Origin of the sequence: Thalassobaculum salexigens DSM 19539 (assembly GCF_000423805.1) — a bacterium.
GTDB classification, from domain to species: domain Bacteria; phylum Pseudomonadota; class Alphaproteobacteria; order Thalassobaculales; family Thalassobaculaceae; genus Thalassobaculum; species Thalassobaculum litoreum.
This window is the reverse complement of the sequence record NZ_AUIR01000014.1, coordinates 22,217-45,184: the sequence shown is the minus strand read 5'-3', so window position 1 is coordinate 45,184 and position 22,968 is coordinate 22,217. Positions and strand designations below refer to the sequence as shown.

The window sequence follows — 22,968 nt, the reverse complement described above, 5'->3', positions numbered from 1 at the left end:
GGATTGACCGTTTCTGCGGAAGCTGGCGTAGCCAGGCACGCCAACAAGCAGACCCATGGAGCTATCGATCTCATGTGTCGTTCTCGTTTTTGAAGCGGACGATGTGCGGAACGAGCGCGATGACGATCTGCTTCCGTTCGGCGGACTTGTTCTTTGAGCTGAACAGGAAGGGCAGCACGTCGCCTAAAAGCGGCACCGCATCGCGCTGGCGGCTCTTAGAGGACCGGGAGATGCCACCGAGCACGACGGTCGCACCCGGAGGCGTGGTGATTTGGGTCGTGATGGTGCGCTCGGTCGAGCGCGGCAAGCGGGCTGCCGCGTCGCCTACCTGGAATTCCTCGAACCCTAAGAGGTCTGAGAGCGACAGACTTAAGGAGGTTGTCACGAGGCCGTCCTGATAATCGCCAGAGAGCGAGAGAACCACGCCGGTCGTCAGTTCTCTGGTATCGACGCCGGTTGTGACGCTTACGCTCGCGTCGCTGTCGGCAGTCGGCGCAATCGGCTGAAGTGCGAGATAGGGATTCGTGGTCGTGTCATCCAAGCGAACGGATGATCCGGAGATCATCGCAACATGTGGATTTGAGACGACCTCCACATCGCCCTGGCTCTCCAGGAATGTGGCGACGTTCGAGATGTTTACGCCGTTGGCAACGAAGCTGGTTGTTATTGCGTAGGCGTCGGATAGGGCCGACCCCCCGGAGAAACCGAGATCGAGGGCGCCGATACTGGCGGTGAGCTGATCCCAGCGGATGCCGCGGCTTTCCGAGTTGGTGTCAGACACCTCCGCGATCCATATGTCGTAGGTGATCCGGACACGCCTGGTGCGCAGTTCCCGCGCGTAGTCGCGGATCGCTTCCGCAGCGCGCGGCCCCGCGCTGAAGGATATCAGGCGCCCGGATACATCCTGGTGAACGTCGATTCCGCCGTAGCCTGTGATCGTCTCCGCGACCTGGTTGTAGAAGGGCTCGTCGCGGTTCTCGTAGATATTGTCCTCGGAGAGACTACGCGCGGTGATCGGAGGAAGGCTGAGGGTGTAGGCGCGGGTTGTCGAAACGGTCAGCTGGTTGCCTCGGTAGCTGTAGCTGAGGTCAGCCGCCCGCGTGATGGCCTCAACCGCTTTAGACACCGGCATGGCGTCCAGGTGAAGCGATATAGCCCGTGCTTGGACGTTCTTGCCTGCAGCGACCGAGAAGCCCCGTTGTTTTGCGAGCTCCCGCAACAGGGTCAGCGGATCGGCAGCGATCGCTCCGAACGGTTGCGGGATTGCGTCGTCCGGAAGTGGGTCGTTGCTGCCGTGTGAAGAGCGCAGCTCAAATGCATACTCCTCAAGGTCAACGGTGTTGGACGCTGAGGCCCCTTTCATCAGCACATTCTGTGCGGAAGCGCTTCGCGGCTCTTCAGGAACCCGGGCTGGCTCGTGTGGATCCAGCACGTCCAGTTCGGGCTTGGCCTCGACGCTGGCCGGTTCTGGCGGTGTGGGGACAATTGGGGCGACGGAGGAGGCCGCCGGCGCCGGTGTTTCCACAGGAGGAGGCGAGGCTATTTCGGTCGGGGTTCTGGCGCTGTTCTGGATTGGCTTCGTCGAAGCAATGTCGATTGCCGGACTGCTCTTCAGGAACGCCGGCTTAAGCGGTGCCGAGGGGCTTTGCTGCCATTGCGGAGCGCAGCCAGATAGGATGGCGATAGACGTCAAGAAGAGCGGGCCGCGTTTCATACTGAGCCTCCGTCGCCTGTGCGCGGAGCCTGGGCGGCAGGTGCCGTGCCAGTGGACGCAGGGTCGGCGCTGGCCTTTTTCTTTCTCGGAGGGTTGAGACGCCGCTGAAAGCCCTTGTCGCCGTCGAGGGCCTTCCGGACCAGCTCGCGGGCGAGAATAGACGGGCTGACCTCCTGGCCTAAATCCTCCTGGAGGAAGGCCTGATATTTCTCGAACTGGGAAAGAACGTCGCCGGTCAATTCCATCGAAATGGACTGCTTTCGGACAATGACGTTCTTCAAGGTGATTCCAAGCGGGTCCGTCATTGAAATACTCCCTTTGCTTGCGCGTGTTTGCAGATTGCCGTGTAAAGCACTGATGAAAGAGACACGCTGTGCAGCGTCATCAACGAGCGCAGCCCATCCATTAGGCCTTCGTCAAAATTCAAATAGACAACGGGCGAATCCCTTGGGACCGCTCGCATGAGGGTCGTGTTGTTGTCGTTCTTAAGGAAATCGTGAAGAGCCTCGTTGAAAAACGACGTCCGCGTGATGCAAAGCCTATCGCAGTAGGCATCGAGTAAATCCTTGCGATGGGATTCGAGTCGGGTCTGTCGAGCGATCATTGGGGCTCCAACGTTATTGGCCTGTTGACGATGATCGTGATCATCATTCCGGGTTCGGCAGTTAGTGTTGGCGGGATGGTCGCGGCGCGGTCGATTAGAGTGCTCCCGGTATCCGAAACCGATGTGGCTAGGCCTTCTGCGGCACGCTGTTGGAGCGTGAGAGGGTCGCTTGGGTTTCCGCCGGCAACCGCGGAGCCGACGGAGACGATGCTGCTGAGGGCTGCGGTCGCAAAAAGTTCGAGGTAGTGGTTGTCCACGTTGGCCGGAATGCCGCCTCGGCCGGCACTGTCCGCGGCGGACATGCCCGACAGCTCGATGCTTTCTCCATCGGGAAACGTCGCCTGTGTCCAGGCGATGAAGATCCTTTCTTGGCCGTAGCGGGTATTCGACGTCGGTGTGCCGATAAGCGTTGTCCCCTGGGGGATCAGGACGGACCGACCTTGAAGGTGGTCAAAGACGGTTTCGACCACGCGCGCCCGCGCGACGCTGGGGTGCGTGGTATCGATGGCGGTGTCTAGGCGAGCTTTGATGACCGTTCCCGGGAAGACAGTCGTGGCCGGATTGGTCTCGGTCCTTCGCGCCGGCGCATCGGCGCTGTTGGCGTCGCCCAAGGAGGCATTGCTGAGGAAAGGGTTGGCAATGTCGCTCCGGGTGGATGGAGGAAGCGCCGCGGAAGCGTTGGGGGTGGCCTGTGGTGGCCCGCCGGGGAGCGAAGGGCGGATTGGCATGCTCGGTGAGGGGGGCAGGGGTTGCGCGCCTGGCAAGGCTGCCATTGAACCGAGGGCGACTTGAGTCTGCCTCGGATCGGCTTTGTTGAAGAAGGCGATCGCGGACTGCCGCGCGGCTTCCGCCATCGGATCAGGGATGGAGGGACTAAGCGGTGCGGGTTGCGGGACCAACGGGGGAGGCTCAGGCAGCGGCGGAGGACTTTCTTCGGGTTCCTCCGGCTTCACGGGTGGCGCGATCTCGTATGTTGAAGGCAGGGATTCGATTCGCTCCTGCTCGCGCGATGGCGGAAGCTCGGCATTGTAGCTTTCAGTATTCGGTTTGGATCGGTCGGGACCAGTGTCGGTCAGGCCGTAGACCACCCCGCCAATGAGGATGCAGGTCAGCGCGCCGGCTCCAAGGATCACGAGGCGCTTATTGACCCGCGTGGACCCGGCCACATTGTAGTCTGGCATCAAATCCGACATCAGCGTGATCCGCGGGCGTTATGCGTCCAAACACCCGTTCGGGTGATCACAACACGGTCGTCGGGGCTCATGTACAAGAGCGCCCGGTCGAACATGTAGGGGACGATGATGGCGGAACCGTTCTGGATGTAGTTGACGATCTCGATCTGATTGTTCGAGGTCAGAAGGGAAAGCACAGGCATTTGCCGGCGTGCCATCTCCGGCCGGAATCGAAGAATGACCCGGGCGCCGTCGTCGTAGATTTCAGTGGGAAGCCAGGGCTGATCGGCTGCGCCCTCGATCGTCCAGTTGAAGTTCAAATTTGCGACTGCTTCGTCGATTGATGACGACGGGGAGCCGAGAACTGTGTAGCGCCCAGGTTCGCTGCCCACGGCACCGCCGGCGGTAGTCGACTCTGTTCGGCCGGTCGTGTGAAGAGCAGTAATCCGATCATGAAGCGACTGGCGATCGTCGTCAGGATAGGTCCAGGTCACGGAGTTGTGGAATGGATCGCCAGCCTGGGAAACGCGCAGCTCCAGGTTATAGGTGCGGCGGTCGGTCGTGACGATGAGGTTGGTGTCGGCTTCCTCGTTGATCGGCTTGATCAGGAGGTGAACGGTCTGGCTGTCTCCGAAGCCCGAAAGCGTCGGCTCCAGGCGCCAATTGATCGTATCGCCGGCAGAGGCGGCTAGGATCTGTTCGCCTGGTTGCAGTCGGACATCAACGATCCGGAGAGGCGCGGCCAGGATCTTGTAGCTGGCGCCATCGAAGAATGGATAGATTTGCTTTCCCTGGACAAATTGCCCGCGCGCGTCGTCGTAGAATGACGCTTCCTTCGCTTCCCTCAGGTTCTTACGGGGGCGTTGAGCGGTTACTTGAGGAAGGGGGATGGGCGTTAGGTCGGCGCTCGCGCCTAGCGCGGGAACCTCGACGATCTTTGGCGGTGCGACTGGACCGGTGGGAATTTCTATATAGCGGACCTCCGTTCCGGGGACATTTGATGGGCCTGGTGGCGCGCCAAATTGTTGCACCGGGAGGCATGCGGATAGTCCGAAGCAGAGGATCGGGAGGACCTGTTTCATGGGATGCTTACCTAACACTTACGTATTATGTGTCGCAACGGAAAAAAAGATCAATTCGCCGCATTTGGGGCGGGGACCGTCCAGTCGAAGTGCACAACGTAGAGTTCCATCGGGTTGCGCGTAAGGTCGGCTCCGACCCCCTCTCGCATGGCGATCGTCAGCAATCCGCTTTGCTCCGATGTCCCTATTTTGGTGCCGCTCGGCGTATAAACGTCTTCATGCCAGGTGAGCTGGTAGGAGTCGGAGGATTTCGAGAAAGCGGTTAGGTCTCTGATCACCCGCAGGTTGGCGTCTTCCAACGGCGCCTGCGCGCGAAAGAGGCTATCGAGGCGTTCTCTGGCGCCGCCGGCCGTGTGCGCGTACACCCACAAGAGGTCGTCGCGCATCACGAGAACATCGGCCGGGCGACGGCGCACGAGTTTGATCCATTCCCGCGCGATGTAGCTCTTCTGGAGATCGGAGGGGCGATAGTCTTCGGGTTGATATTTCCGAATGATCTGGCCGGTGTTCCCATCGACTTCGACCATCGCAATCGTTTCTCGGCGTTGGCCGTACATGTAGGCCATCGTGAAATTCGAGCCGATCAGGCCGACGAAAAGCAGGATCGCAACAATCGTCAGTCCGCGGCCTCGCCGCTGGTCGGCCTCGAGGAAGTCTGCGAACACCTTTCCAGCGTTGCGATACGCGGTATTTGGCGGGGTTGTATTAGAAGCGCTCATTATTCATCGCCTTGCTGCTGGTCGAGGGTACTGCGAATTTTCCTTCCTCTTCGGGCGGCCCGCATCCGGGTGCTGGCAGATCGTACGAAACGACCGCCTGCCGTTCCCGCAGTTGTTCCCGCCGCCCGGGCAGCTTCGGCTTGGGCTGAACCGGATCGCATCTTGTCGCGGAAATCGCTGGCGATCCGCGGCATCTGAGCGGCACGGTTGGCACCTGCCTTGGCCGCGTTTCCTGCTGCGGCCATTCCATAGCGAGCGGCCCCCCCGGCTGCCCCTGCAGCTTTCCCAATGCTACCGGCACCCTTCATCGAGGCGGCGCCGGCCTTCATCGCGGCGCTGGTGCCAGATACGGCCGCGCGTGCTGCGTTGGCGGCGCTTGCTCCGCCGCTGGCAGCCGCTCCGACGCCTGCCGCTCCCGCCTTTGCCGCCATAGCCCCGCCACCAGCTATGGCAAAGCCAAGGCCGCCGGCCGCCATAAGAGCGGTTCCGGCACCAAGTCGGGAATTACCGGTTAGCACGCTGGCCGCGAGGCTTGGCGCGGTAATGAACAGGACAATGTAGAACGAGGCTGTTGCGAATAGCAGGAGCGCGTTGCGCAGGTTGGACTCCGGCTCGCCGCCGCCACAAATACCATCGGCAGAAATCAGGGTATCGAGGTCACCAAGTATGAAGCCGCTGATGACGACGATGGCTGCGGCCTTAATGCCGATCCCGAGGAACGCGGAAAATGTTCGCTCGGCTGCAAACGCAGTGGCGGATAATGCGGCGAGTGGCAAAAGGATAAAGGCAATTGCTGTGACCAAATAATACTCTAGGAGGGTCAACAGAGCGCTTAAGCCCATGAACAACATGCCCAGGAAGATCACGAAACCAATTACATACAACAGAATGTAGGTGCCGATTTCTCCACCAAACACACTCAGTGTTCCGGCACATTCACGAACACCGCTTAATGCGGTCAGTCCATAGTTTAAGAACGTGCTCGGAAGCAAAGCCTCGGGACCCGCTGAGGCGTTTTGCCCAGTCATGGTCTGACCGGCCCACTGGAACCCTCCCAGGATGGTCCCCTGAAACTGGAGGAAGTTCTGAATGAACCAGAAGAAGAGGCCGAGCTTGAAGAGCCTGGTGAAGGCGTCAGCGAAGCCAAGCCCTCGGCCAACGGCCAATAGGAGACCGAACAGCGCGATCTCGATGACGGCGAGCTTTGAAAATAGGGAAATGGCCGTGCCAAGGTAATTCGCCGGCCCGCTCTGGAAGAGCTGGATTAGCGATATGGCCCGTTCGTCGAGGCTGCCGAGAGGATCCATCTGGAGGCCTCAGAACGTCGTTTTGGGCTTCCACCAGTCGTCGGGGACAGCCCCCTTTTTGACCGGCTCAGCCAGAACGCGGTTCTCTTCCTGAAAGCGGAAGGCGGCAACCTCGCGCTCGATCATCGCCTGTTGTTCCTTGGCGAGCGAGTTGGCGAGCTGGAGGCGCTGAATCTCGTATGACTGCGCCTCGATCTGTGTGCGGATCGCGTCAACTTGAGACTGCGCCTGTGTCGCCTGGGTCTGCCCCACCGCAAATTCGCTGGCGGTCATCGCCAGCATAAGTCGCTGCTGGCTGACGGCCATTGGCTCAAGCCGTCCCAGGAGAGCGGCAGAGTCGTTCATGACGTTCTGCGAAAGCGTCATAGCGATCTTGGCGGCGGCAACGGCGTCTTGGGGGGTCTTCACTCGCTCGGCAAGGGACATAAGCTGCTGGGATCTCATGATGAGATCCTGGGCATTGCTGATGGCACCGGAATAGTCCTGGTCGACACCCGCCAGATTGGCGAGCGACGAGGCTACGCCTGAGTAGTTTCCATTCTGAAGGGTGGCGACGGAGAGCGCCGTTTGGCCGACGACCATCATCAATTGGATGGTTTGCTCATGCCGCTGATAGAAGGCTTTGATGGATTCGGCGACCTGCTGGATGTTCTGAGAGAAGTTGGCCGGGTCGAACACCGTGAAGGCCTTGGCTGGCGGGGCCAGAACACAGCTGCTCGCCACAATGGCGATCGCCAATCGCTTGCGGATGATCGGAATCATTATCGCCTCCCTTGGTCTTCAGATTGCGTCGGCATGTCGATCGATATCCGGTAGACAAAAGCGCCCGTCGTGTTGAGAAGGTCGCTGAAGCTCAAGCCCACGCCGGCGATCCGGTCCCCCTGAAGCGATCCACGGAAGACAGTCATTGCGCCGGGCAAATAGGCGTTCCGGTAGCCAACGAAGCCGTCGTTGAACAGGAGGGCCAGCGTCCCGAGGTCGAAGGTTGCCTTCGGGACATTCGGGTAGTCGTAGGACATATGCCCACGGCAGCCTTCAACCTTAAGCGCCTTGTAGGCCGTTCGATTGCCGATGCGGAACTGTGGCTGCGGAACGCAGTTCGTCGGCGCCCGCATGGTCAGCGTGGAGGTCGGCGTAGGCGCACGAAGAGGGCCGTAGATACACCGCGCCTCATATCGAGGGTCCAGTGTGATGTTGATTGGAGGCAGCTCATGGTCGCACCAGTCGCCACCGCATGGTCGGGTCGCATCGATCTGAATCGAGAAGCCCGGCAGGCGATGGTTGAGCCCGTTGCCGTTGGTGACGGCTTGGTCTGCCTCCGTCAGCGCTCTCAATTGTTCGCGCTCGCCCCAGAGATGGAGCGGTTGGTCTTGTGTCGGCCCTAGGTAGAACAGTGCATCGGCGGTGCTGGCTGTGTAATCAACATTCAGGAACACCGGCAGCGGCGAGCATTCCCAATCGCCAAGGGCTGGATGTGCAGCGAATGTGCTGAAAGCCAATAGGGCGGTGCGCATGACTTTCATGTGCTACTCCGCCGCCTGGCTGAAGGGTTCCCGCAGAAGATCGGCTGGCTCCGGGAGACCGGCCTGTTCAAGCCAAAGTGAGGCAAACGCCGGACCCGTGATCTCGGCCGGGATTCGGTCCATCTGGTTCTGAGCGGCTTCGCTGGTCGATCCACACAGCGCCAACGCGATAGGTCCCAGCGAGAAGGAGATCAGGCGGGTGCCCATGTCGGTGACGAACAGGTAGTCGCTCTTTCGTCGAGCCTCCCCGAGTAACTCAATTTGGCGTTCGTTTAGACCGAACTGCTGATAGAGGCTCGCGACGTCCTGGCGACCGGCTGCAGGGTTTGGCAGGTAGATGTGTGTGGGGCACGCGTTCAGAACGGTTTGTGCGACCGTGGATTGTTGGAGATCCGCCACTTCCTGTGTCGCAAAGCCGACCGCGACGTTCTTGGACCGTAAGGTCTTCAGCCACTTTCGTAAGCGATCCGCGAAGGCCCGATTGAGCAAGGGCAGCCATGCTTCGTCGACAAGAAGCAGAGTTGGCCGACCCGTGAACCGACGTTCAAACCGGTTGAACAGAGCCTCGACGACCGGACCGGCATAGGTGGCGTCCAGGAGATCCCCGAGATCGACCGCCTCGATGTCATCTGGATCCTCGCTGGAATCTGCGTCGAGGTACCGCCCCGCCGGCCCGGCCATTGTAAAAGGCGAAAGGGCGTGTCGGAGGTCTTCGCTTTGCACCAACTGCGCGAGCACGGATAAGGTTCGATGATGCGGGGCGTGCGTGGCCAAGGTCTTTAGGGCGGACCAGATCTCGCTTTGCAGCTCTGCCGGAACGGATTGGCCGGTGTTCTCGATCATCGAAACCAGCCAATTGCTTGCCCATTCGCATTGATCCGGTTGGTCGATATCTCGAAGGGGCTGGATCGTTAGCCGGCCGGCGTGGTCCGACAGACTGTGGTAAGTGCCACCGAGTGCGCGGACCATGCACCGGAGGCTTCGCTTATGGTCGATAGCGAAGACCTGGGCCGCACCTTCCTCGTTGGAATATCGAAGCCATTGCGCCGCAAGGAGGTTCAGCAGAGTGGACTTCCCGGCTCCGGTGGGACCGACCACGATGAAATGACCCACATCCCCGACGTAGGTCGAGAAACGGAACGGCGTCGTCGAGCCGGTTTCGCAATAGACATGCGGCGGACCAATAAGCTGCTCATGGTTGACGCCTTCTGGCCCTGCCCAAGTCGCAGACATGGGCGCCATATGTGAAAAGTGGATGGTGTTGAGCATCGGCCGGCGCACATTCGCCACCGCGTTTCCCGGCACCATGCCAAGCCAGGCCTCCAGGGTGTTCGCGCGCTCGATGACCGGTATTGAACGGGCCCGTCGGACGAGCTCTGCGACCTCGACCGCGCGGGCTTCGGCTACCTCTTCATTCTCGTCCCAAACTGCGATCGAGAGTGTGCAGTAGCCAAAACTCGCATGCCGTTCCTGAATTGCGAGTTCGGCCATGTCGGCGTCTTCCGAGCGCCGGATAGCCTCGGCATTCTCTTTTGCAGGTTCACCCGTAAAGTTGGCGAAGATGGTGCCAAGGATACTGGTGCGGCGCTGCGTCCAGTGGCGCCCCATGTTCCGAAGCTCGGCTTCTGCCCGTCGGTCATCGAGTGCGATGAAACGGGCCATCAAACGGTATTGGAACGGTAGCTCGTTCAGCTCTTGAAAAAGGCCAGGCCTGGTTGGTCCGAGCAGGGTCTTGATGCCCACCACCCGCAGATGGTTTTTGCCGATTTTCGGATAGAAACCTCCCGTCAGTTCCTCGTCGGGAAGCAAGCGATCAAGAAAGACCGGCGGATGATCTCCGATATCAAAACGCTGGGTGCTTATGGTCGAATGCAGGTAGGACAGGATCTCGCTTCCCAGCAGCGGCTTCATAGCGAGGAAGAAGCGGCGCAGTGCTTCGTCGAGCGCGGCGATCTGTTGCCGGAAGTCCAACAGTTCCGCGGGCACGGCACTGTCGTCTGCTTTTGGAGACTCGATCAGAAACTTCTTGAACTGCCCGTGAGATACCTTCGGCGGCAAATAGGTGACGGTGAGTACGTATTGGTTCTCAAGGTGAGGCGTATTTGCGAAGTTGGCGCGTCGTTCGCTATCGATGAGCTGCGCGGTGGGATTGGCAAATGCGCTCTCAGGATAGGGAGAGCTGGGGACCCTGGTGTCTTCAAAGAAGAGCGACCATCCACCCTGCAGTGCATTGAGTTGGCCAGCCAGCTCGGAGCACAGTTTCCCGAAGAAATAGTCGGGCAATGCGTCCAGATCCGGGCCTCGCACAGACCAGGACGTGAGTAGGGCACCGTCCTTCAGGAGAACGGTTCGCTGGTCTTCGAGCAAGAGTGTCCAAGGAAGCAGGTCGGCCACTGAATGTGCTGTGCCGGCTTTGAAGGATCCAATCCAGTATCGGCCGAGCAGCGAAGCCATCAGGGGATATACCTATTGTGATATCGAATGTGGCGGATCAGGACCTCAAACATCCAATCGTCGTGGCGATGCAGCAGGTTGCCGATCAGAAAGAGGGAGGCTCCCGCTAGGAATACCTCCCATCTATGCAGTGCAAAGAAGCCAGCCGCCGTCGTTGTTGCGATCAGAATCCCCACCCGCCGAGGCAGCCCGAATGTGAGAAGGCGCTTGGTGAGTGTTTGTGGGACTGGCTCTTCCATGGGGTCATCGTGGCCCTAGAGCGTCACGGCGCCGGTGTAGCCGAGGAAGGGTAGGCCCCAACTGGCAGCGTTGAAGGCAATGCTTCCGCCTACGGCGATGTTACCGGAGCGACGCAGAATGCTCCCGGTTTCACCAGCAGCAACCGCCAGGCCGGAGCCCGCGATGGCCGCGGCCCCCAAAGCGCGGGCCACCGGCCCCTGGAGGCTATCTGACAGCCGGTCAAACGGCCCTTCCCAGGGCATGGCCCCGCCGATGGAGGTGGTAGCTTGGGCGATCTCCGGAAACATGACGACGGCGACGGCCATGCATACGGACAGGGTTATGTGCCACGCGCGATTTTCGGCGTTGGGCAGAGTACGGATCATGGCAACGACTCCTATATGATAAGACATATGTGTTATGTGCGTTGATGCCGAACATAATCCCAGCAGGATTTCGGCGTCAAGAGTCCGTCCCCAGCGATTGTGCGAGCGGTGATCGATCACGACGCACTTCCGTGCGGTATGTGTCGGCTTCTTCATCCCAGCCCACCGTGACGCGGGATTCCAGGTAAGGGCGGGCAGAGCGGCGACCGATGAACAGCACCTCCTGAATCGCTCGGCCGACGAGATGGCGCGGCGGTACCTGATATTCCTCTGACAACAGATGCTCCAGGCGACGCAGTGCGTCCATAGCGCTGTCTGCATGGATCGTGGCCAGGCCACCCGGGTGGCCGGTATTCCATGCGTTCAGGAGTTCTCGCGCGACGATACCAGAGCGGATCTCACCAACGACGATGCGATCGGGCTTTACCCGCAGCACATCTTGAACCAGTTGCCGCAAGCCGACCGCCGCACTCGATCGCAGTGACAAGGTGTTTGGGGCCGGACACCGTAGTTCACGCATATCCTCTAGTATCGCGACCCTATCGTAGGATTGCGCAAGCTCTCTCAAGATGGCGTTGGCCAGGGTGGTCTTCCCGGTCCCGGTAGGCCCCGCAATGAGGATATTCCGCCGCTCATTTAGCGCCGCACGGATCCAGTTCGCTGCCTCCGCGGTCATGAAATCCTGAGAGACGTAATCGCCTAAACTGATATTCGTCTGCCGATGAAGCCGAAGGACGAACACCGGCCGGGTTGTCACCGGAGGAATGAAACCTTGAAGCCTCGTACCATCCGGTAGTTCGGCGGCAAGCCTCGGGGACTTGGTCGTGACTTCCTGACCACCCTGGCCGGCTACGAGGCGTAGAATGGATTCCGCGGCCGAGATGGAGAATTTCTCTTCGACCAGCAGCGGCCAACCTCCCCACCGCTGAGTCCATAATCCTCCATCATCATTCAAGTAGATATCGGTGATTTGGGGATCGTCGATGTACGGGAGATACTTCGCGAGGGTTTCGTAGAGCGCGCGGGCTCCACGATCTGCAACCTCATTCTGAGTCATCGTTTAAGACCTCTCGAACGTAGCCTGCTCCTTTGGTTTGGGAGCGAACGGCCTCAATGAAGCGATCGAAGCGCTGCGGCGCTATCTGCCTGAGCTTCGTTTGCTCGTCCGGGCTTGGTGGGGCTGTATTGCTGAGAAACAGGCGGACGAACTGCGCCAGGGTTTCGGTTGCGATCTGCTGGTCTTTCTGAACTGTAGCAACTGCTCGTCGCAGGCGGTCGATCCCGCCGCCGAGGACCGCTTCCATTTCGACGAAATCGGGCGTTTGCGGATTGAAGAACTGTTTCAGGGCCTCGCAAACGACTTGTGATTCCGACACTCCACGTTCCTCCGAAGAAGCCTTGAGCTGCCGCACCAGGTCGGTCGGGATACGAAACTTCTTCTGGCAACTCGGTGAGCTACGTTTGCCAGAGGCCTTCGTCTCGATCATCTATCACCCTTCCATTCCTTCCGTTGGACTGCTGAGATTCGTTTGGTTCTCCCCATGGCGAAGGGGTGATGTTCTCCCGTGTCTGATCTTCTTCCTCGCTCCGCTCAGAGACACTTCGTCCTCGCTCATGAGCTAGATTTTCTTCCGGGGTTTCTATGCTCAGTTGGTGGTCATATGCGGTTGAATCTGCGCTGACGTATCCGCTCCACGGATTAACCGGCCGGCTATGCGCGGCTGGCACACTCGTAGCTTCCGCATCTTGATGCGCGGCGAGGAAGGGGTCTTTCCACCATTCAATCTTGAACAGCTTGGCGGGAGGAATGCCGGGAGCGAACAACAGCTCCCGATCGCCCGGAAGGGAATGGACCTCGCCCCCTGTGATCAGCGGCCGCGCACTCTCCTGTTCGGAGACAAAGGCATGGGTCAGGATCGGTTGGAGGCGATGACCTGAGATATTTATCTCTTGCTCGCGATGGGTCGCGGTTCCAGCCAATCGAGAGACGTAGTCACTGGTGTCCGGATCGTTCGTCGCATGAAAGATCCGTAGCGCGCAGTTCTCGACAATTGTCTGCTCCCGCCCATAGTTCCGATACAAGTCCTTTACCGATTGAGCGATGATCAGACATTTGAGGCCGTACCCGGCCATGTATCCGATCGCGTCGTGGACCAATGGCAGATTGCCCAGGCGCGGGAACTCATCGAGTAGGAATAGGCACCGATGACGATGTGGGAAGCCGCCGGCGCTCACAGTCGCGTCCGTCAGCTTTCTCACCACCATGCTGACGAACAATCGAAGGAAGAACCGTAGCCGCAACACGTCAGACGGTGTGAACACGATATACAGGCTCATCGGCTGTTCAGCGTTTACGAGCTGATCGATTGTGAAATCGGAACTGGATGTGTTCTCGGCCAAAACAGTGTCGTCATAGATCGCGAGGTAGCTTCTCGCCGTCGATAGGATCGACGAGAACTCCGGGAAATATTTGTCTCGAAGCTGCTGAACGCCTTGCGCGACGACCGGGTGACATTGGCCATCGCGATGCCGTGTCGAAGCCATTTCGGCTAGCTTCTGTTCCATCGAAGAGCCCGGTCGATTGAGCCAGTTTTTGACCGACGCCAGGCTCGCGTTCTCATCCGAATATCGGCAATGAAGGATGACGGTTTTGAGGAAGATCCGAGCTGACTGGTCCCAATAGTTCGGGTTGATCTTGCTGCCGTCCGGGTCGACCAACATGCTTGCGATCAGGTCGGCATCGCTCACATCCTCGTGGCCTATTCGGATCTCCTGGAGCGGGTTGAACTTCGCAGAACCTGGTGCTGCCGGCTCGAATCTGAAGCACGTCGAGAAGCGCGAGCGCCAACCGCTGGTCGCGATCCAGTTCTCTCCTTTTAGGTCTAGGACGAGCGCGCTTTGCTGCCATCGAAAGAGCGTCGGAATGATGGTCGTTGCACCTTTACCCGAGCGTGAAGGTGCAATGAGGGCGACATGTTCCGGTCCATCGTGACAGACGTATCGCGGTGGGCTGTGGCGACGGTGCGACCTAAGACCGGTTGTCCCGATGATCACCCCTGAATGACCCAAATAGCCTTTTAGGTCGTCCGGCTTAGCCCAGCGGGCGGTTCCGAACTTACCGGAGGACGGCTTGCGTCTCATGGTCACAGCAGAGATGAAGATGACGATCCCGACCGAGATCGAACCCAGCAGACACAGGTACGCAACGTCGTAGATTGCTTCTGCGGGCTCGGGGAATCTGAACATCCAAATCAGCCACATAATCGGTGCATAAATCTTATGTTCTCCGACCGATAAGAGAGGCGAGCCAAGTGCGGCGTGGTATCCGTATTCGTGCGCTACATACTGCGTGCCGAGAAAGAACCCGATCAAGATGGACGCGGACATGATGAAGAATCCGCGGTAGAAGACGGCCGTTCTTGCGAGCATTTGATCTCTCCTAGAGTGACCGTGTGAGCGAATGGATTCTCAGTGCATTTCGTCCCGCACCCATCTCGGGCATCGAGTGTATTCCGATCTGATGTCCGACCTTCAGGCTGTCGGCGGCGCGTACCGGTATCGCTGCAAATGCGTTCGAATTTCGGTCGACGATCAGTGCGAACCGGCCTTTCGCACCCTGCACAACATGCGCCACCTGGCCGGTAAAGCGCTGCGGGTCGGATGAGAACAAGAGCTGTTCGGTTTGGTCCGTCATGCCGGCGCGAAGTGCTGCCGGAGATTGCTCGGTGAAGGATCGCGCAGCCCATCGTTCGAAGGCTCTGGGGTCCTTGAAGACGTCCTTCTCTCCGACCTGTTGCAGGAACCGATCCCGTTGCCCGACGGCGTCCGATATTCGCCGCTGAAAGGCCGTGTGACGCGCTCCACCGGTTTTGTTTTGCCCGTACGCATCGAGCCAGTTCGCGTTCGGCTCCTGGACCGCGTGCGACAGACTTTGACTGAGGCCGCGGATCTTTCGAGGGTCGTTTCCGGACCCCAGATCTATGGCAACGATGGACCCTTCGTTGATCTGATCCAGCGTATCGTTCCTGGTCGCCACCTTGTGGTAGGCGCGGCCATCGGCGCCGTCGATAATCACATAAGGCCTGTCGTATAGTTCGTCTGCGAGGCCGCGTGCGCGCACCTCTCCGATGATCGTTTTCTTCGGCAGATCCTTGCCGTTGAGATCGACCACAACGCGCTGCTCGCCGCCGAATGCAAAGCGTGAACGCGAGGCCATTTCAACGACATTGGCACTGGCCCGCAGCTCAGTGTTCCAATTTTTCGACAGCGTGAATCTGTGGCCCGGCCCCCACTGGCCCACCTGTTGCCGCTCAAGAAAATCCGCGCGCCGTGCCAGCCGGCGGTGCTGTTGCGGGTTGATGCTCTTTGACGCAGACCTGGATAGATCGACCACGCCAGCGTCGTCCGCAAGACCTTCCAAAGCTCGGTCGAGCGACGTCGGCCGCAGGCTGTGAACCTCCTCGTTGAGCGTATTTTCGAGGTCCTGGGTGGTGCGGTGCCCTAGCTCACGGGTCAGCGTGCGTTGCGCTCGTTCGCGGATTCCGCAGGTTAGATACTGATTGGGAATGAACAGAGTTTTGCCCTGATCATCGACGCCGCGCAGAACCACATGGGCGTGCGGATGATCGGTGTTGTAGTGAACAACCGCCTTCCATTCGAGCCCCGTTCCAAGATCCTCTTCCATGCGTTCCATGACCTGGCGCGTGAATTTCTCCATGTCATTCGACGCGTTTTCCGGCGAGAGGATCAGCCGAAAATGATGCTCCTCGTTCTCAAGCTTCGACACGAAGTCCGACGTGGATCGGTCGTTGTTCGTGAAGATTTCGGCGCGCTCTGCATCCCGTCCGGCGCCGTCACGCGTGATGTAATTCATGTGGGCGCGGACCTTCCCGCGCACCCCGGCCACCGACTTTACGACACGGGTTTTGACGATAACCCGCTGCAAGAATGAAGGTGATCTCGACGCGTTGAGCACCGCATTTGTTGCGCCAACCAGATGAGAAAAAGTCGCTCGAACCCTGCGCTTCACCCCCTTGCGAGCGATAGACGCCGCCGACACTGGCGTGCGCCCGCTGGCAATCCGGAAGGCGTAATTGGCCATCGTGCTGGAAAAGGTCTTGGGCGCGAGCCTGTAGGCAGCGGCGCCCGCGACGGCAGCCGCCGGACCTGCGTTGCTGGGCGCCGGGTCGCGGAATATCAGCTTGGGCCTATATTCTTCCATTGATTACGGCAACTTAGCAGTTTGTGGAGACACGTACGTGTTAAGTACCATAACATGGTCCCACATAAACGCAAGGGATTCCAATCTCTTAGGGCCTGCCGGCCCCCAAATGGGACCACTCTCTTATCTTGTCCTACGCTTTCACCCTCTAAATCACCCTTCCCCACCCTCTCCATCCCCTACCCCCTGCTGATCTTCGGCCGCGATGCGCCCGTCCTTTCCGCGCAAGCTGGAAAGTGCCTCGGCCCCGTCGAGGCAGGGCAGCATCGAGGACGATGATCAGCGCACAGCCAGGCGGTGATCGCTCACGCGATCACCGCTCCGCATCCCGCCCGGGCCGCCATCTCAGACCGCGGCGCGCTTCGCTTGAAAGTAGGGGTTGGTTGGACGGCATCGACGTGTGCCCGTCCTTTCCGCGCAAGCTGGAAAGTGCCTCGGCCACGTCGAGGCAAGGCAGCATCGAGGCGGACCGCATGCGCTAAACTGGGCACCGATCGCCCTGGCGATTGGTGCGCCATTTCCCGGTCGGACAAACCCGCACCTCGTCCACCGGGTGCCGGTGCCCCCCTCCCCGCCCGGGCCACGCCTTGGCGTGGATCCGGGCAACAAAAAGGCCGCCCGGAGATCGGAGCGGCCCATGTCGTCTATCGCGTATTCGTCAGGGGGGCGGGGCGTTGTCGTAGGCTGGTATTCGGCCCGGCGCATAGTCGTGATGATGACCATGCCAGACCCGGCCATTGTAGGAGATATAGAACCGCTGCGTCCCGTGCTGATCGACCAGCACAACGGGCGGCATCTGACTGGCTCCGAACCCCAATCGGTCGCGCACCGCACAGTATTTTTCCGAGGCTTCTTTGAGCGTACGGACGGGCCATAGTCGGCCCTCCGCGCGCAGCAAAAGCCGGATCGCTGCGGAGGTCATGACGGGAAGACTTCCGCACCCGTCTTGACCGATTGGAGGAACCGCGCGACCGCATGGCGTCCGGTGTTGTTCAGGTGGCGTTGCCATGCTCCGTGCGACGGCGACCACCTGAAGCCCAAACCCTTCAGCGTCCGGCGCACGGCCTCTTCTGGCTTGCCCTGGAACATCAACTGAATGCGATCCGCTTCCACGTTCTCCACCACGCGCACGGGACCGGCGGCCGTGTCCTCTTCGGTGTCCCTGCCCGGCTCCTGCTGCTTCGCCTCGATGCCGGCGAGGCGCGAGCGCAGACGGCGGATCTCGGCGTTGTTATTCGACAGCTCGAAGACCTCGAAACCACGCTTGGCAAATGCGTTTGGAGCAATGACCGCACGGGCGACCTGAAGGCTCCAGCCGGTCGCCTCGGCCACGGCCTGGGCCATGGTTTCCTCGCTCTCCTGGCGGTTCTTATGGATCGCCTTGTTCGCCATCTTCATCGCTGCCTGTCGGCTCTCCCGCTCCTCGATCTTCTGGCGGAGCAGGTCGGCGGCGTCGGGGTTGCTTCCCCTCACCGGCCCGTCGGGTCGGCCGTTGGGAAAGGCTCGGCGTTCGACGGCCTTTCGCGCGGCTGCGACGTGGTCGGCGATCTCCCCCATTCGCTTGTGCGCGGTGGCCTGGCGCTTTTCATTCCGCCGCACGGGGAAGCTGGCGGGGCCAACGATGAACGATGACATGCAGCGGGATTCTGCCTGCCACCACGCGCGGGTTACCTCGATATGGCGGCGCGTGAAGCGCTCGGCTTCCGCCTCCATGTCGAGCGACCCGCCCATGGCCTGCAGCTCGTCCAGGTGTGCTGCGAAAGCGGTCAGTCTGGCGTTGAGATCGTGCAGGGCGGCGGCGGCGTGGCGCTCCGGATAGTGGCTGAGTGCGTCCCAATTCCGCGCTATCTGGGACACCGCGATTTCATCGGAATAGCTGCCCGCCTGAATGCTCAAACGGTCATCGCCAAGGGTGAAGGTCGGCATGATATCGCCTCCTCTCGGTCGGGCTGAACGGTCAACGGATTGTCGGGAGAGAAGCCGGGCGCTCCGGGGTTGGAACGCCCGGCCTGCGGGTCAGGCAGCGCTTGCCAGGGGTGCGCCTTTGAGGCGGGCCATTTCCTCGGCCAGGGTCCACAAAGCGCGGTTGAGAGCCTTGCTCTGATCGATCCCCCGCACCTCGCGCGTGGAAGCCCGGCGCCGGTGCCCGGCGGCATCGCGGGTAAAGCCGCGCTGCCCGCCCTTGATGGTGTTCTCCTGCAACACGTTGAACGTCGACCAGAGATCGCCGCGCCGGTCTTCGTAACGGCGGGGCAAGAGAAGCTGGTCGGCGGAAACTGCCGCCTTCTCCGGATCGTCGAAGCGCAGGGCGTGAACCGCCTTGGCAAAGGCCTGCTGCTCGTCGTGCTGCAGCTCTACGGCCTTCATCTCCTGCACGTCGTTCATGATCCGGTCGGCGTCCTCGAGCACCGTATAAGCGGCGTCGATAACCTTGCTCTCGGCATCCCCCGAATGCATGACCTTGGCCTGTCCGAACGTGTCACCGGCAAAGAGCCCGTTGGCGCACACGAAGCGGAAAACGCCACTGATCATCTGATAGCTGGCTGTGCCGTCATGGGCATTGATCAGAATGATCTCGTGGGCCTCGTCGCCACTCGTCACCCGCGAGGCGTGACGCAGGCGCACCATGTGCTTGGTGAAGGCCTCTTTGCCCTCCACGCGGGTCTTGGACTGCTGGGCAAAGAAGGGCTCAAACCCTTCCGCCATCAGACCGCGCAGAACGGTTTCAGTGGGGATATAGACGTAGCGCTCGGACCGGCTTTCATGGGCCGCTGCGGCGAAGATCGCGGGCACGCGGGCGCGCATCTCGTCCAGGCATAGAGCCTGGGTTCCGTTCGCCCGGATCATTCCGCCGTTGGTCATGCCTCGCATGTATCGGTTCATTTTCTCGCTCCTGTTCTCTGGTTTGGGCTGCGTTGCTTGCCTGCATGCAACGCTGCCTCTCCGGCGAGGAGCGGGGGTGAGGGAAAAGGCCGCGTGGGGCGGAGGGGGATCACCCGACCCGCAGGGCGGTGCGCAGCACCGGGTGCAGGCCCGGGCTTGACTGGGCCGAACCTCGGGGATACCGCCCCGCGCGCGAGCTTGCGAACTTGGCCTTTTGGGAGAGGGGGCGGCGTCCCCTCTCCCACTGGTGAGCTGGCGGCGATCGCCGCCGGCGAGCATGTACAAGGCCACGGGTCGCCGTTTGCTAAAGCGGTCGCATGGCGAACGCCGCGATAGGGATCGTCACCGAATGGCCGAGACCCCACAGGGGGCTCGGGGAGCGGCGCGCAGCGCCGCGAGTAGAGCCCGGCCCGCAGGGATCGCCCAACCGGGTTCACCTCACCGAGATCGAGGAGTGCAATAGCCTGGGAAGGGTAGGCGCTGGCTTCCTGGTATCTCGAAGGCCGCGTATTTGCCACCGCTGTATCCGGGGCAGTCGCGGGCAAATCCGGCGCCGATCATGAGGGCGGCGAGGTCGCCATCCGCCGTCCAGCAGGTAGAGATATGCCTGTGATACGACATCGCCCCAGTCGGCTGGCAGCGGACCCGCTTTCCACGGATTAGGTGGGCCAGCGCCATCTTGGCGGCTGGCCCACCTGGTTCTTTTATCTCGGGTGCCGCGACGCCAAAGAGTCGGATCGCATACTGGCCGATTTCGAGCGAGTCACCATCGACGGCGTAGCCGTAGCCAGCGATGACCGGGGGCGATTGCTCGGCGGCGCTTCCGGGGCTCGCTGCAAGCTGGGATATCGCCAAGAGCGATGCGAAAGCGAGCTGTTTCGATTTCCCGGAAAGCATGGGTTTACCAAAGGTCCGACGCCAGGAGCGGGCCTTTGGTGGGGCGCTCACCGATTTGATTTTCGGCGCGAGCGCGAGCGAACGCCGGGCCACTTTCGAGAAAGCCCAGCTCATCGTCTATGAAACCCTCCCGAGCGCCGTCCAGGTGCTCTCTCTTGTGGATCTGGCGTAGCCACGCGGCAACGTCCTTATGGTCGGCCGGGGCCGGTAATGCGAACGCTCGGTTGCGGTAGTGATAGGCGGCGGCGATGATCATTGGGTTCTCCATTATTGTACGTAAGACGTACGTCTTACGTACCTTTGTGCATTGAGAGGACGCGCGCCGGCCTCGGCCGGCGCGCGGATTTCAGGCGGCGGCCCGTTGCGTGGACATCTCAACAGTGACGCTCTGACCGAGACGTGCGGCGATCTTCACCAGTGCATCGATGGAAAACTTGTCGGTGTGCCCATTGAGCAGATTATTCAGCCGGGGCACCGTCACACCGCAGTGGTTGGCGGCCTCCTTTTGGCTCCAGTCTTTCGACTTGATCAGATCGCGAAGATCGAGCAGCAGTTCCGCACGGATACGGAGGTTTTCAGCTTCCTCGGGACTGTCCATGAGGTCATCGAAAACGGATCGGATTCTTGTCATTTCTTCTCATCCTTCAGTTCGGAAAACCGCCGCTTAGCGATGCTCAAATCACGCGGTGAGGTCTTCTGCGTCTTCTTCTGGAAGGCGTGCAGGATATATATCGCCTCCGAAAACCGTGCTGTCAGAACAACTCGATATTGGTTGGTCTGATCGTCACGGATTCTAATCTCCTGCACGCCGGGGCCAATTGATTGCATCGGTTTAAAGTCCGACGGTAGTTTTCCGAGCTCTACGGCAAGAAGTCCCGTACCTAGTCGAGTCCTAGCTGCCTTGGGCCACGTCTGAACCTGCTGTCGACTGTCGCCGCGCCATTCAATCGGCTTTTTCTCTCGCTGAGTCATATTATCAAATCCGATAAGGATTTCAATCGGCGGATACGGTGTCGCGGACGGCTACCGCGAGTTCCGCGACTTCGGCTTCTGCCTGGCTCCGGCGAACGTAACCGCAATAGAAGCGGGTTCCGATCTGGAAAAAGGCAGAATGAATCTCACCGGTCAACGCTTCGGAGACCAGAAAGCCGCGAGCGGTGCGCAGGTAGATCGGCGGCAGAATGTCCAGGAAGTATGAATAGATCGAATCGTCGATCTGCCAGACGTTGCCATGCTGACCGGCCCAATCGTCGCCCTCGCGAGTGTTGAGGTTCTGATAGTGCAGATCCCAATTTCCGGCCGCGTTCGGTAGCACCTTCATTTTCTCGCTCCTGTTCTTTGGTTTGGGCTGCGTTGCTTGCCTGCATGCAACGCTGCCTCTCCGGCGAGGAGCGGGGGTGAGGGAAAAGGCCGCGCGGGACGGAGGGGGATCACCCAACCTGTAGGGCGGTGCGCAGCACCGGGTGCAGGCCCGGGCTTGGCCGGGCCGAACCTTGGGGATACCGCCCCGCGCGCGAGCTTGCGAACCTGGCCTTTTGGGAGAGGGGGCGGCGTCCCCTCTCCCACCGGAGAGCTGGCGGCGATCGCCGCCGGCGAGCATGAACAAGGCCAGCGGCCTCGCTCTCGACTCTCTGGAACACTTCCGGGCAACCCAGAACCGAAAGTCATACTGACCAGTCCGGATATCCGCCTTTCGCCTGTCCTGGGGCCTCGCGCTCCCAATAGACAGGCCGCGGGTCAATGTTCAGGGTCCCGCACACGCTGCACCGCAATCTGCCCACGAGATCGGGGAACAGCAGGGTCGGCCCGAACTGGTGTATCAGCAGCGCGAGCGCAGCCCGCCCATAGTGCTGGCAGCTCCTGGTGTTGCAGTACGCCTCGACTTCGAGAACGCCGCTGTCCAACACAAACTGCAGAGTGGGTGGCGGGCCGGTCATTCATAGATACTCAACGCCTTGGTCGACGAGGCACCCGCGCCTGATGGTCGCTGGGCTACGGTATGTTAGATCTAGAATGTTCGTCTTATGTTCTCCCCCTATCCGGAATCGTTCGGGAGTCAATCGCAGCCGCGATAGGGGTCGTCACCGGATGGCCGAGACCCCGCAGGGGGCTCGGGGAGCGGCGCGCAGTGCCGCGAGTAGAGCCCGGCCCGAAGGGATCGCCAAGCTAGGAAGAAAATTCGCGAAGTCTGCTAAACTCATGTTCGTCCATGGCATGAGGGGATATTGTATTTTTACCCGCAACGGTGTTTGGAGCCATGTTGATATGTCGGACGACCTTCGTAAGGCCGTAAAACTTGCTATTGAGGGTGAGGAATGGGCTCGCGCGATCGATCTACTACTCGATCCTGTGTGTTATCTTGCCGGACAGCCGATGATGAATGAGAGGCTAATTAAAGAAGACGGGCGTTTAAACGCAAATGTCGAATGGTTGCTGACACACGCCACCTTCGATACGCCGCTGCCTGTCTATCTGATTGGCTCTCCGAATGTTCCATCTAAGCCAATTGACGAGGCCAGTTCGTGTGGTGAAGCGGCGCAGGTGGCCGCGGAAAGTTGTCGGTGCGAAGTCCGTGAACTAGGCAAACCGCCGCAAATGCGCTGGAATCGTGACGGGGACGCTTACTTTGAAGTTCATGTACCGAGCAGCTACGAGCCAGTTGCTCCGGCGCCGAACGGCTGATTGCAGACGGTAGGCTCGGCGCCGCGAGGCGCCGGGCCTGGATGTCAACGGGCGGGTTACAAACGCAAGCGAAGACGTCCTCTTTGTCCTGAGTAGCGGCCTTAC

23 protein-coding genes are annotated in these 22,968 nt (G+C 60.4%); 2 read left to right on the top strand and 21 right to left on the bottom strand.

Features of this window, described 5'->3' with window-relative positions:
• Positions 1-70 precede the first annotated feature (70 nt).
• The 18 genes from G578_RS0103665 to G578_RS30375 form a co-directional block, all read right to left on the bottom strand.
• Positions 71-1,714: a type II secretion system protein GspD gene (locus G578_RS0103665; protein WP_084618670.1), complete on the bottom strand. Its 1,644-nt coding sequence runs from the start codon at positions 1,712-1,714 to the stop codon at positions 71-73.
• Positions 1,711-2,019 carry a hypothetical protein gene (locus G578_RS0103660; protein WP_028793102.1) on the bottom strand — a complete coding sequence of 103 codons (309 nt, stop codon included), beginning with the start codon at positions 2,017-2,019 and terminating at the stop codon, positions 1,711-1,713. Before G578_RS0103660 ends, G578_RS0103665 begins: the two co-directional genes overlap by 4 nt.
• Before the next feature lie 295 nt (positions 2,020-2,314).
• On the bottom strand, positions 2,315-3,511 hold the full coding sequence (locus tag G578_RS28140) for a TraB/TrbI/VirB10 family type IV secretion system protein (protein ID WP_028793100.1): 1,197 nt from the start codon (positions 3,509-3,511) through the stop codon (positions 2,315-2,317).
• Entirely contained in the window at positions 3,511-4,572 is a 1,062-nt protein-coding gene (locus G578_RS28135; protein WP_051243844.1) for a TrbG/VirB9 family P-type conjugative transfer protein, read from the bottom strand. The genes G578_RS28140 and G578_RS28135 overlap by 1 nt, the downstream gene beginning before the upstream one ends.
• A 50-nt stretch (positions 4,573-4,622) precedes the next feature.
• Entirely contained in the window at positions 4,623-5,291 is a 669-nt protein-coding gene (locus tag G578_RS0103640) for a VirB8 family type IV secretion system protein (RefSeq protein ID WP_084618669.1), read from the bottom strand.
• On the bottom strand, positions 5,291-6,598 hold the full coding sequence (locus G578_RS0103635; RefSeq protein ID WP_028793098.1) for a type IV secretion system protein: 1,308 nt from the start codon (positions 6,596-6,598) through the stop codon (positions 5,291-5,293). Before G578_RS0103635 ends, G578_RS0103640 begins: the two co-directional genes overlap by 1 nt.
• A 9-nt stretch (positions 6,599-6,607) precedes the next feature.
• Positions 6,608-7,360 (bottom strand): TrbJ/VirB5 family protein, encoded by a 753-nt coding sequence (locus G578_RS0103630; RefSeq protein WP_028793097.1) that lies wholly within the window; start codon positions 7,358-7,360, stop codon positions 6,608-6,610.
• The gene (locus G578_RS0103625; RefSeq protein WP_028793096.1) at positions 7,360-8,121 is read right to left on the bottom strand and encodes a hypothetical protein; all 762 of its coding nucleotides are present in this window, start codon (positions 8,119-8,121) and stop codon (positions 7,360-7,362) included. Before G578_RS0103625 ends, G578_RS0103630 begins: the two co-directional genes overlap by 1 nt.
• A 3-nt stretch (positions 8,122-8,124) precedes the next feature.
• Positions 8,125-10,575 carry a hypothetical protein gene (locus G578_RS0103620; protein WP_051243841.1) on the bottom strand — a complete coding sequence of 817 codons (2,451 nt, stop codon included), beginning with the start codon at positions 10,573-10,575 and terminating at the stop codon, positions 8,125-8,127.
• Positions 10,576-10,829: 254 nt separating this feature from the next.
• Positions 10,830-11,180, bottom strand: a complete 351-nt coding sequence (locus G578_RS29835) for a TrbC/VirB2 family type IV secretion system protein (RefSeq protein ID WP_051243837.1) — start codon at positions 11,178-11,180, stop codon at positions 10,830-10,832.
• 76 nt (positions 11,181-11,256) lie between these two features.
• On the bottom strand, positions 11,257-12,237 hold the full coding sequence (locus G578_RS24535; protein ID WP_051243834.1) for an ATPase, T2SS/T4P/T4SS family: 981 nt from the start codon (positions 12,235-12,237) through the stop codon (positions 11,257-11,259).
• Positions 12,224-12,667: a hypothetical protein gene (locus G578_RS29380; protein WP_156907201.1), complete on the bottom strand. Its 444-nt coding sequence runs from the start codon at positions 12,665-12,667 to the stop codon at positions 12,224-12,226. The genes G578_RS24535 and G578_RS29380 overlap by 14 nt, the downstream gene beginning before the upstream one ends.
• Entirely contained in the window at positions 12,636-14,609 is a 1,974-nt protein-coding gene (locus tag G578_RS24530) for a type IV secretory system conjugative DNA transfer family protein (protein ID WP_051243832.1), read from the bottom strand. The genes G578_RS29380 and G578_RS24530 overlap by 32 nt, the downstream gene beginning before the upstream one ends.
• A 10-nt stretch (positions 14,610-14,619) precedes the next feature.
• Positions 14,620-16,401: a DUF3363 domain-containing protein gene (locus G578_RS0103590; protein WP_084618668.1), complete on the bottom strand. Its 1,782-nt coding sequence runs from the start codon at positions 16,399-16,401 to the stop codon at positions 14,620-14,622.
• 658 nt (positions 16,402-17,059) lie between these two features.
• Entirely contained in the window at positions 17,060-17,323 is a 264-nt protein-coding gene (locus tag G578_RS29375; RefSeq protein ID WP_156907200.1) for a hypothetical protein, read from the bottom strand.
• A complete protein-coding gene (locus G578_RS0103585; protein ID WP_038013470.1) occupies positions 17,320-18,327 on the bottom strand; it encodes a hypothetical protein in 1,008 nt (335 codons plus the stop codon). Before G578_RS0103585 ends, G578_RS29375 begins: the two co-directional genes overlap by 4 nt.
• 90 nt (positions 18,328-18,417) lie before the next feature.
• Positions 18,418-19,284, bottom strand: coding sequence for a DUF932 domain-containing protein (locus tag G578_RS0103580; protein WP_051243828.1), 867 nt, complete (start codon positions 19,282-19,284; stop codon positions 18,418-18,420).
• Positions 19,285-19,722: 438 nt separating this feature from the next.
• Complete coding sequence (locus G578_RS30375; protein ID WP_425425866.1) at positions 19,723-20,181, bottom strand: thermonuclease family protein; 459 nt, start codon at positions 20,179-20,181, stop codon at positions 19,723-19,725.
• On the opposite strand from G578_RS30375, the gene G578_RS29370 reads away from it, so the two are divergent.
• Positions 20,078-20,353, top strand: coding sequence for a hypothetical protein (locus tag G578_RS29370; protein WP_156907199.1), 276 nt, complete (start codon positions 20,078-20,080; stop codon positions 20,351-20,353). The two genes, G578_RS30375 and G578_RS29370, sit on opposite strands and share 104 nt — an antisense overlap.
• 174 nt (positions 20,354-20,527) lie before the next feature.
• Here G578_RS29370 and G578_RS0103570 read toward each other — a convergent pair whose 3' ends face one another.
• Genes G578_RS0103570 through G578_RS29830 form a run of 3 tightly spaced genes read right to left on the bottom strand, consistent with a single transcriptional unit; the run spans position 20,528 to position 21,502 of the window.
• The gene (locus G578_RS0103570) at positions 20,528-20,779 is read right to left on the bottom strand and encodes a helix-turn-helix transcriptional regulator (RefSeq protein ID WP_211228860.1); all 252 of its coding nucleotides are present in this window, start codon (positions 20,777-20,779) and stop codon (positions 20,528-20,530) included.
• A gap of 29 nt (positions 20,780-20,808) precedes the next feature.
• Entirely contained in the window at positions 20,809-21,153 is a 345-nt protein-coding gene (locus tag G578_RS0103565) for a type II toxin-antitoxin system RelE/ParE family toxin (RefSeq protein WP_038013467.1), read from the bottom strand.
• A gap of 22 nt (positions 21,154-21,175) precedes the next feature.
• Positions 21,176-21,502, bottom strand: coding sequence for a DUF1419 domain-containing protein (locus tag G578_RS29830; protein ID WP_028793085.1), 327 nt, complete (start codon positions 21,500-21,502; stop codon positions 21,176-21,178).
• Positions 21,503-22,269: 767 nt separating this feature from the next.
• On the opposite strand from G578_RS29830, the gene G578_RS29365 reads away from it, so the two are divergent.
• Positions 22,270-22,863 carry a hypothetical protein gene (locus G578_RS29365; RefSeq protein ID WP_156907198.1) on the top strand — a complete coding sequence of 198 codons (594 nt, stop codon included), beginning with the start codon at positions 22,270-22,272 and terminating at the stop codon, positions 22,861-22,863.
• Positions 22,864-22,968 lie beyond the last annotated feature (105 nt).

Excerpts from the sequence above, each read along its gene's own strand:
- G578_RS0103665 (WP_084618670.1), bottom strand. The coding sequence starts at position 1,714 with ATGAAACGCGGCCCGCTCTTCTTGACGTCTATCGCCATCCTATCTGGC.
- G578_RS24530 (WP_051243832.1), bottom strand. The coding sequence starts at position 14,609 with ATGCTCGCAAGAACGGCCGTCTTCTACCGCGGATTCTTCATCATGTCC.
- G578_RS28135 (WP_051243844.1), bottom strand. The coding sequence starts at position 4,572 with ATGAAACAGGTCCTCCCGATCCTCTGCTTCGGACTATCCGCATGCCTC.
- G578_RS29370 (WP_156907199.1), top strand. The coding sequence starts at position 20,078 with ATGACCGGGGGCGATTGCTCGGCGGCGCTTCCGGGGCTCGCTGCAAGC.
- G578_RS29380 (WP_156907201.1), bottom strand. The coding sequence starts at position 12,667 with ATGATCGAGACGAAGGCCTCTGGCAAACGTAGCTCACCGAGTTGCCAG.
- G578_RS0103570 (WP_211228860.1), bottom strand. The coding sequence starts at position 20,779 with ATGGACAGTCCCGAGGAAGCTGAAAACCTCCGTATCCGTGCGGAACTG.
- G578_RS28140 (WP_028793100.1), bottom strand. The coding sequence starts at position 3,511 with ATGTCGGATTTGATGCCAGACTACAATGTGGCCGGGTCCACGCGGGTC.
- G578_RS0103625 (WP_028793096.1), bottom strand. The coding sequence starts at position 8,121 with ATGAAAGTCATGCGCACCGCCCTATTGGCTTTCAGCACATTCGCTGCA.
- G578_RS30375 (WP_425425866.1), bottom strand. The coding sequence starts at position 20,181 with ATGCTTTCCGGGAAATCGAAACAGCTCGCTTTCGCATCGCTCTTGGCG.
- G578_RS0103580 (WP_051243828.1), bottom strand. The coding sequence starts at position 19,284 with ATGAACCGATACATGCGAGGCATGACCAACGGCGGAATGATCCGGGCG.
- G578_RS29375 (WP_156907200.1), bottom strand. The coding sequence starts at position 17,323 with ATGACCTCCGCAGCGATCCGGCTTTTGCTGCGCGCGGAGGGCCGACTA.
- G578_RS0103590 (WP_084618668.1), bottom strand. The coding sequence starts at position 16,401 with ATGGAAGAATATAGGCCCAAGCTGATATTCCGCGACCCGGCGCCCAGC.
- G578_RS0103660 (WP_028793102.1), bottom strand. The coding sequence starts at position 2,019 with ATGACGGACCCGCTTGGAATCACCTTGAAGAACGTCATTGTCCGAAAG.
- G578_RS0103640 (WP_084618669.1), bottom strand. The coding sequence starts at position 5,291 with ATGAGCGCTTCTAATACAACCCCGCCAAATACCGCGTATCGCAACGCT.
- G578_RS0103565 (WP_038013467.1), bottom strand. The coding sequence starts at position 21,153 with ATGACTCAGCGAGAGAAAAAGCCGATTGAATGGCGCGGCGACAGTCGA.
- G578_RS29365 (WP_156907198.1), top strand. The coding sequence starts at position 22,270 with ATGGCCGAGACCCCGCAGGGGGCTCGGGGAGCGGCGCGCAGTGCCGCG.
- G578_RS29830 (WP_028793085.1), bottom strand. The coding sequence starts at position 21,502 with ATGAAGGTGCTACCGAACGCGGCCGGAAATTGGGATCTGCACTATCAG.
- G578_RS0103620 (WP_051243841.1), bottom strand. The coding sequence starts at position 10,575 with ATGGCTTCGCTGCTCGGCCGATACTGGATTGGATCCTTCAAAGCCGGC.
- G578_RS24535 (WP_051243834.1), bottom strand. The coding sequence starts at position 12,237 with ATGACTCAGAATGAGGTTGCAGATCGTGGAGCCCGCGCGCTCTACGAA.
- G578_RS0103635 (WP_028793098.1), bottom strand. The coding sequence starts at position 6,598 with ATGGATCCTCTCGGCAGCCTCGACGAACGGGCCATATCGCTAATCCAG.
- G578_RS0103630 (WP_028793097.1), bottom strand. The coding sequence starts at position 7,360 with ATGATTCCGATCATCCGCAAGCGATTGGCGATCGCCATTGTGGCGAGC.
- G578_RS0103585 (WP_038013470.1), bottom strand. The coding sequence starts at position 18,327 with ATGCCGACCTTCACCCTTGGCGATGACCGTTTGAGCATTCAGGCGGGC.
- G578_RS29835 (WP_051243837.1), bottom strand. The coding sequence starts at position 11,180 with ATGATCCGTACTCTGCCCAACGCCGAAAATCGCGCGTGGCACATAACC.